The following is a 7,715-nucleotide window of genomic DNA, read 5'->3' as shown; positions in this document are numbered from 1 at the left end:
AATCTGGGCTTATAGCCCCGGTTCAAACCACCCGTTAGACGGGTGGTCATGATTTTTTATAAATGAGGAGTAGAAAGTATGAAAGCAGAAATAATTACAGTCGGTACAGAATTATTAATGGGACAAGTCATTAATACAAATAGTGCAACCATTGCTAGAGAATTAGCAAAGTTGTCTATTCCAACTTATTACCAACAAACTGTTGGAGATAATCCAGAAAGAATGCTTGAAAGTATTCAACTAGCTAGTAGTCGTAGTGATTTAATTATTTTAAGTGGTGGATTAGGGCCGACAACAGATGATATTACAAAACAAGTTTTAGCGAAATTTGTTCAAAAAGAATTAGTAGAAGATGAAGAAGCAATGGATAAAATTATTCGTTTCCATAAACAATCTCATCGTCCAATGAGCCCTAATAACCGACTCCAAGCATTAGCTTTTGAAGGAGAAACAGTTTTTAAAAATCATAATGGGTTAGCGATTGGTGGTGCAGTAGAAACAGATTCAACTATTTTTATTGTATTACCTGGACCTCCAAGTGAATTAAAAATGATGCTTGAAAAAGAGGCGATTCCATATTTAAAAGATAAAGTTTCAAATGAAGGAACTTTTGTATCTAGATATTTACGTTTCTTTGGAATCGGAGAATCTAGATTAGTCACTGATTTAGAACAATTAATTGAAGAACAAACGAATCCAACGATTGCTCCATACGCAGGAATGTATGAAGTAGTCCTTCGATTAACCGCAAATGGGGATACAAAAGAAGAGTGTGAACAGTTATTAGATGAATTAGAAGAAAAAATATTGTCCGTTGAAGGTGAATATTTTTATGGATATGGAGAGTATGAAACACTATTATCGATTACAAGCAAATTATTAAATAATAGTGGATTAAGTATTGCTTCTGCAGAGAGTTTAACAGGGGGGCTTTTTGCTTCAACATTAATTTCTGTGGAAGGAAGTTCACAGTATGTATTAGGTTCTTGTGTTGCTTATCAAGAAGCTGTAAAGAAAAATCAATTACAAGTTTCTCAAGAAATATTAGAAACATATGGAATGGTCAGTGTTGAGTGTGCTGAAGTGATGGCAGAAAATGTACGGAAAATATTTGGCAGTGACTTAGGAATTTCTTTCACAGGAATAGCGGGTCCATCACCAATGGAAGAAAAAGAAGTAGGTACTGTATTTATTTCATTAGCAGATGGGTTAGAAACGAAAACAATAGAATTACATCTAGCAAGAAATCGTAATGGAAACCGTGAATTTGCGGTTCAATACGGACTTAATGAGCTAAGAAAATATTTATTAAAAAAATAACAGAACAAATGTTCGTTTTTCTTGCTTTCAGTATGAAGTATAGTGTATGATAAGGATGAATTAAGAGGACATGGAGGTTTAACATGGCAGATCAAGAAAATCGTCAACGTGCATTAGATGATGCATTGAAAAAAATTGAAAAGAGTTATGGTAAAGGTGCAGTAATGAAATTAGGAGAAAAAGCTGATTCGCAAGTTCAGACTGTTTCTTCAGGTTCATTAGCATTAGATATTGCATTAGGAGCAGGTGGATACCCTAAAGGAAGAATTATTGAAATTTTTGGTCCTGAATCAAGTGGTAAAACAACAGTTGCTTTACATGCGGTAGCAGAAGTACAAAAACGTGGAGGAGTAGCAGCATTTATCGATGCGGAACACGCTTTAGATCCAGAATATGCAAGAGCATTAGGCGTTAATATTGAAGAATTATTATTATCTCAACCTGATACTGGTGAACAAGGATTAGGAATTGCAGATGCATTAGTAGCTTCAGGGGCAGTTGATATTGTTATTGTCGACTCTGTAGCTGCATTAGTACCACGTGCTGAAATTGAAGGAGATATGGGACAATCTCATGTGGGGCTTCAAGCTCGTTTAATGTCTCAAGCGCTTCGTAAATTATCAGGAACAATTAATCGTACGAAAACAATTGCCATCTTTATTAACCAATTACGTGAAAAAGTTGGAATTATGTTCGGTAATCCAGAAACAACACCTGGTGGTCGCGCATTAAAATTCTATGCAAGTATTCGTTTAGATGTTCGTCGTAGTGATCAAATTAAAAATGGAACAGAAATTTTAGGAAATCATACTAAAATTAAAGTAGTGAAAAATAAAGTTGCGCCACCATTTAAAACAGCTGAAGTGGATATCATGTATGGAGAAGGAATTTCTCAAATTGGAGAAATTTTAGATATGGCTTCTGATTTAGATTTCGTGAAGAAGAGCGGAGCTTGGTATGCCTACAATGATGAAAAAATTGGCCAAGGCCGTGAAAATGCGAAGAAATACTTAACGGAACATCCAGAAATTGTTGAAGTACTAACACAAAAAATTCGTGCGCACTATAATATTGGTGGGGAAGTCCTTTCTCAAGAGGCAGAAGATTTAGGTCAAACAACATTATTAGAAGAAGAATAGCATGATAGAGGAGAATGAACTAGTATCAGTCATTCTCCTTTTTTGAAAAATAATTTTCATCATCACTTTAATATATTTTTCTATATCAAAAAACTAATCTATTGATGAATATCGGTGGAAATTCAAACAAATTCGTTATAATGGTGTTTTTTTGATGGAAGGGCTATAATGAATTTGAAGAATATGTTATGATAACTATGAATATAAAAAATATTAGGGTGAGGTGTATCCATGTCAATGAATCAAAGAATCTTAATTATTGAAGACGAAAAAAACTTAGCACGATTTGTAGAATTAGAATTACAACATGAAGGATATGAAACAAAAATTTGTTTCGATGGACGTAGTGGCTTACAAGTAGCTACTGAGGAAGAATGGGATGTTATTTTATTAGATTTAATGTTGCCAGAATTAAATGGACTAGAAGTCGTTCGTCGTCTTCGCCAAGTGAAGAAAACACCAATTATCATTATGACTGCTAGAGATTCTGTAATGGATCGAGTAACAGGATTAGATCAAGGGGCAGATGATTATGTTGTTAAACCATTTGAAATTGAGGAGATTCTAGCAAGAATTCGTGCATTATTTAGACGATTAAGTATCGAGGAAGAAGCACGTGTTCAAAAACAAACGATTTTAGAATATCGTGATTTAGTCATTGAAAAAGAAAATCGTACAGTGCGTCGCAATGGAGAATTAATTGATTTAACGAAAAGAGAATATGAATTACTATTAATGTTAATGGAAAATATTAATGTTGTTCTCTCACGAGAAGTTTTATTAAACCAAGTATGGGGATATAAAATGGAAGTAGAAACGAATGTTATTGATGTATATATTCGTTATTTAAGAAATAAAATTGATATTCCAGGACGTGAAAGTTATATTCAAACCGTTCGTGGAACTGGTTATGTAATGCGTCGTTAGTGAAGAAAATGGAGGATATCATGAAAGCAAAACATGAAGAAACTTCCGTTGGGAAAAAATGGTGGTTGATTATTTCGACCACTATTTTTTTACTATTCACATTGGTTACGATTGGATTTTTAGTATTTGAACTCCAATATTATCAAAATCAAAAAATAGCCCTAACGGAAAAATACCAAGAACAATTAAGTGAAAAATTATCAGAATATGAAGCACCACTCACTTCCGCAAATATTCTTGCTACATTAAATCAAAATAATAGTTACCAGAAAGATAAAGATGGTATTTATCAAAAGAAATTTTATATTAATGATCAACAATTTAATGTACAAGTATTTGGAACAAATCGAAAAGAAATTTTTAGAACTCAATCTTGGAATGATGGAGAATTGATTGGGAATGAATCTAAAACTCAGATTAAGAAATTAAAAAATGGACAAACAATTTTTCAAACTTCTATGCCTATCATTTCTAACAAATCAAGAGTTTTAATAGGGTATTTAGCAATTACAAACCGATTAGATAATTTAAAACAATTAAAAGAGGAATTAAATCAGTTAGCTCTGTCAATTCTTTTTGTTTCAGCAATTATTGCCATTGTTTTAGGATACTTACTATCGAATCAAATGACAAAACCGATTAAAAAGATTCAAGAAATTATTTCATCCATTAGTGAAGAAAATATTTCAACGAAGCGAATCAAAGTTTCAGAAAAGAACGATGAATTTGCTATTGTTTCTGAACATTTTAATGAATTATTAGATAAGATTAGTTTTTATATTGAACAACAAAAACATTTCGTAGAAGATGTTTCCCATGAATTAAGAACACCTGTAGCGATAGTAGAAGGACATTTAAAACTGTTAAATCGATGGGGAAAAGATGACCCTGAGGTGTTAGAAGAATCTCTACAAGCTTCACTAGTAGAGTTACAAAGAATGAAAACTTTAGTTCAAGAGATGTTAGATTTATCTCGTGCACCTCAAGTAAAAGAACAATATAAAGATGCTACAACGAATGTTACTGAAGTTGCTAAACAAGTGGTGCATAATTTCAGAGTTTTATATCCTGAATTTACATTTACATTTGATGATGATTTAAAGCATGATTTATGGATTCCTATTTATTTAAATCATTTAGAACAAGTAGTCATTATTTTAATGGATAATGCCGTGAAATATTCCCTTGATCGCAAAGAAATTATTTTGAGTTTATCAAAAGGAGAAGAACATGTAGAAATTGCGGTTCAAGATTTTGGAATGGGAATGACGGAAGAAGATCGGAGAAAAGTTTTTTCAAGATTTTATCGTGTAGATAAAGCCCGTTCAAGAGAAAGAGGCGGTAATGGTTTAGGATTATCTATTGCTAAGGAATTGATTGAAAGCTATGATGGAGAAATTTCAGTGACAACTTTATTAAATCATGGTTCTATTTTTAAAATTACATTACCTTTGACGAAAAAGGATAAAGGAATGAAATAATGGAATGCTAAAAAATGATAAAAACTACGCAAGAAGAATGGCAAAAGAAAAGTTATTGCGGTTGAGTAAGGAAGAAAGAATCGTTCAAGAAGATAAGATTATTGATTATCTAGAAAAGAATGCTCAATGGCAAAACGCTCAAGTAATTGCATTAACAAAATCAATGCCAATGGAATTTTCGTTGGAAAAAGTTGTACAGCTGGCTCAAAAAATGAATAAGTCGATTGTAGTTCCAGTAACTTTGCCACATCGACAAATGAAGTTTGCATTTTGGGATGATAAGACTGAATTTCAAAAGAATTCTTTTGGAGTCGAAGAACCAATTCAACCTGTCTGGGTAGAGCAAGAGCAAATTGATTTAGTTATTGTTCCTGGACTTGCCTACTCTAAAAAAGGTGAACGATTGGGGTTTGGTGGAGGCTATTACGACCGATTTTTAGAAAAACTGAACTATTCTACAATGAGCCTTGCTTATAAAGAACAAGTTTATGATGAAGCAAGTTGGGAAGTTGAAGTGTTTGATCAACGTATTCAAACACTGATTACAATGGAAGGAGTGACGAATACAAATGAATTATTGGAGAAAAGAAAGATATAAAAGAACCATTTTACAAAATTTAACGGTTTCGAATGCATTTTTATTGATACAAATCGTGATGTTTATCGTTATGACATTACATGGTGGTTCAACCAATCCAGCAGTATTAGTCCATTATGGGGCAAAGTATAATCCGTTTATTATTGCTTTTCATCAATATTGGCGTTTTATTACTCCGATATTTTTGCATATTGGAATGGAACATCTTGTTATGAATAGTATCTTTTTATATTTTTTAGGAAATCAGCTAGAGAGTATTATTGGTCATGGAAGATTTTTTGTAATCTATCTACTAAGTGGCATCATTGGAAATGTGGCAAGTTTTGCTTTTAGTCCATCTATTTCAGCGGGGGCAAGTACGTCCTTATTTGGCTTATTTGGAATTATTTTATATTTATCTACGAAACATAAATATATTTATTTTTTCAGAGAATTAGGAATGCAATATAAAGCTCTATTAATTATGAATCTTTTATCTAGCTTATTTTTAAGTAGAGTAGATGTTTATGGACATCTTGGTGGTTTAGTGGGTGGTTATATTGCGACTGCTGTTTTTACATTTAGAAGTGATGGAGTAACAAAAATTTATGAAAGAATCTTATTTGGGATTGCTTACATTATTGTGTTTATCGTCTTATTCTTAATTGGACTAAAACAATTTATACTATGAAATCCCTTTACAAACTGATATACTATAGATATATGAATACGTTTTATGAGGTGAGTATTATGAATAAAAAAATTATTGGAATTGATTTAGGAGGTACATCGATTAAGTTTGCTATTTTAACGCAAAATGGTGAAATTCAAGAAAAATGGTCTATTCCTACAAATATTTTAGATGAAGGAAGCCATATTGTTCCAGATATTATTCAATCGATTAAACATAAACTAACGCTATTAGGCTTAACAAAAGATGATTTTTTAGGAATTGGAATGGGTTCTCCCGGTGTAGTAAATCGTCAAGAAGGAACGGTTATTGGTGCATACAATTTAAACTGGAAAACATTACAACCGATTAAAGAACAAATTGAATCAGAATTAGGCTTATCATTTTACATTGATAATGATGCGAATGTAGCTGCTCTAGGAGAAAAATGGGTTGGAGCAGGAAATAATGAACCAGATGTTGTTTTTGTAACACTAGGAACTGGTGTGGGTGGTGGAGTGATTGCCGGTAACCAATTAATCCATGGATTTAGTGGTGCTGGTGGTGAACTTGGTCATATTGCCGTTGATTTTGAAGAACCAATTGCTTGTACATGTGGTAAAAAAGGTTGCCTAGAAACTGTAGCAAGTGCAACAGGAATTGTGAATTTAACTCGTCGTTATGCAGAAAAATATGCAGGAGATTCAGAGTTGAAAGCAAAAATTGATGATGGACAACAAGTCACAGCTAAAGATGTTTTTGATTTAGCAAAAGAGAATGATACATTAGCATTAATTGTGATTCGTCATTTTTCAGAATATTTAGGAGTAGCATGTTCTCATATTGCAAATATTTTAAATCCATCAAGAATTGTTATTGGTGGTGGAGTGAGTGCTGCTGGAGAATTTTTATTAAAAGGTGTTCGTGAGGAATTTGAAAAAAATGTTTTCCCTCCAATTAAAGATTCAACTGTTTTAGCATTGGCTGAATTAGGAAATGATGCTGGTGTTATCGGAGCAGCTTCATTAGTGTTAATTGGAAAAGCGTAATTAGAAAGGTAGTATTGTATGTTATTTTGGATTGTATGGAGTATTTTAGCAGTATATGTTGCGTATATTGCGGTATTATTTTGGATGCGTCGTAGTGCAGCAGAAACTTTAGATGCAACGGAATTTAGTAAAGATTTGCGTCATGGTCAATTGATTGATTTGCGTGAAAAGGATGAGTTTAGAGCGGGGCATATTTTAGGAGCTAGAAATATTCCTTATTCTCAATTTAAGGATCGTATGTTTGAGTTGAGAAAAGATCAACCGATTTATTTATATGAGCAAGGAATGACAATTTCTGGAAGAGCGGCGTATCGTTTAAAACGTAAGGGTTATTCTAATATTTTTATTTTGAAAAATGGATATGATGCTTGGAATGGGAAGGTCAAAAAAGGGTATTAGAGATTAAAAGAGACTTTGTCTTGTGTAGCATAGGACGCCAGTAGCCAGCGAAGCTGTCTCTTGGCTAAAATTTGAGCCTAAGGTCTCAAATTTTCCTTGTGAGGCTGGGCAAAAAGTCTCAAAAATAGAAGAAAGCACTATAAAATTCTGAAA

The 7,715-nt window shown here is 32.8% G+C and carries 8 protein-coding genes; all 8 read left to right on the top strand.

From position 1 onward, the window contains the following. Positions 1 to 78: 78 nt before the first annotated feature. Positions 79 to 1,320 carry a competence/damage-inducible protein A gene (locus RWL86_RS07960; RefSeq protein ID WP_314078657.1) on the top strand — a complete coding sequence of 414 codons (1,242 nt, stop codon included), beginning with the start codon at positions 79 to 81 and terminating at the stop codon, positions 1,318 to 1,320. 83 nt (positions 1,321 to 1,403) lie between these two features. Next, positions 1,404 to 2,459 (top strand): recombinase RecA, encoded by a 1,056-nt coding sequence (gene recA / locus RWL86_RS07955; protein WP_314078655.1) that lies wholly within the window; start codon positions 1,404 to 1,406, stop codon positions 2,457 to 2,459. Positions 2,460 to 2,696: 237 nt separating this feature from the next. Continuing rightward, the gene (locus RWL86_RS07950; protein ID WP_227931154.1) at positions 2,697 to 3,386 is read left to right on the top strand and encodes a response regulator transcription factor; all 690 of its coding nucleotides are present in this window, start codon (positions 2,697 to 2,699) and stop codon (positions 3,384 to 3,386) included. A gap of 20 nt (positions 3,387 to 3,406) precedes the next feature. Beyond that, positions 3,407 to 4,867: an ATP-binding protein gene (locus RWL86_RS07945; RefSeq protein WP_314078651.1), complete on the top strand. Its 1,461-nt coding sequence runs from the start codon at positions 3,407 to 3,409 to the stop codon at positions 4,865 to 4,867. Between the two features lie 4 nt (positions 4,868 to 4,871). Then, the gene (locus RWL86_RS07940) at positions 4,872 to 5,465 is read left to right on the top strand and encodes a 5-formyltetrahydrofolate cyclo-ligase (protein WP_314078648.1); all 594 of its coding nucleotides are present in this window, start codon (positions 4,872 to 4,874) and stop codon (positions 5,463 to 5,465) included. Further along, on the top strand, positions 5,437 to 6,135 hold the full coding sequence (locus tag RWL86_RS07935; RefSeq protein ID WP_314078647.1) for a rhomboid family intramembrane serine protease: 699 nt from the start codon (positions 5,437 to 5,439) through the stop codon (positions 6,133 to 6,135). Before RWL86_RS07940 ends, RWL86_RS07935 begins: the two co-directional genes overlap by 29 nt. A gap of 59 nt (positions 6,136 to 6,194) precedes the next feature. Continuing rightward, positions 6,195 to 7,163, top strand: a complete 969-nt coding sequence (locus RWL86_RS07930; protein ID WP_314078646.1) for an ROK family glucokinase — start codon at positions 6,195 to 6,197, stop codon at positions 7,161 to 7,163. Positions 7,164 to 7,181: 18 nt separating this feature from the next. Beyond that, the gene (locus RWL86_RS07925; RefSeq protein ID WP_314078645.1) at positions 7,182 to 7,562 is read left to right on the top strand and encodes a rhodanese-like domain-containing protein; all 381 of its coding nucleotides are present in this window, start codon (positions 7,182 to 7,184) and stop codon (positions 7,560 to 7,562) included. Positions 7,563 to 7,715: the final 153 nt, after the last annotated feature.

This window comes from uncultured Granulicatella sp. (assembly GCF_963515095.1).
Taxonomy (GTDB): Bacteria; Bacillota; Bacilli; order Lactobacillales; family Aerococcaceae; genus Granulicatella.
This window is presented reverse-complemented; position numbering and strand designations above follow the sequence as displayed.

What these genes read in the sequence shown, in the direction of transcription:
- RWL86_RS07960 (WP_314078657.1), top strand. Translation starts at nt 79, where the DNA reads ATGAAAGCAGAAATAATTACAGTCGGTACAGAATTATTAATGGGACAA.
- recA (WP_314078655.1), top strand. Translation starts at nt 1,404, where the DNA reads ATGGCAGATCAAGAAAATCGTCAACGTGCATTAGATGATGCATTGAAA.
- RWL86_RS07950 (WP_227931154.1), top strand. Translation starts at nt 2,697, where the DNA reads ATGAATCAAAGAATCTTAATTATTGAAGACGAAAAAAACTTAGCACGA.
- RWL86_RS07945 (WP_314078651.1), top strand. Translation starts at nt 3,407, where the DNA reads ATGAAAGCAAAACATGAAGAAACTTCCGTTGGGAAAAAATGGTGGTTG.
- RWL86_RS07940 (WP_314078648.1), top strand. Translation starts at nt 4,872, where the DNA reads ATGCTAAAAAATGATAAAAACTACGCAAGAAGAATGGCAAAAGAAAAG.
- RWL86_RS07935 (WP_314078647.1), top strand. Translation starts at nt 5,437, where the DNA reads ATGAATTATTGGAGAAAAGAAAGATATAAAAGAACCATTTTACAAAAT.
- RWL86_RS07930 (WP_314078646.1), top strand. Translation starts at nt 6,195, where the DNA reads ATGAATAAAAAAATTATTGGAATTGATTTAGGAGGTACATCGATTAAG.
- RWL86_RS07925 (WP_314078645.1), top strand. Translation starts at nt 7,182, where the DNA reads ATGTTATTTTGGATTGTATGGAGTATTTTAGCAGTATATGTTGCGTAT.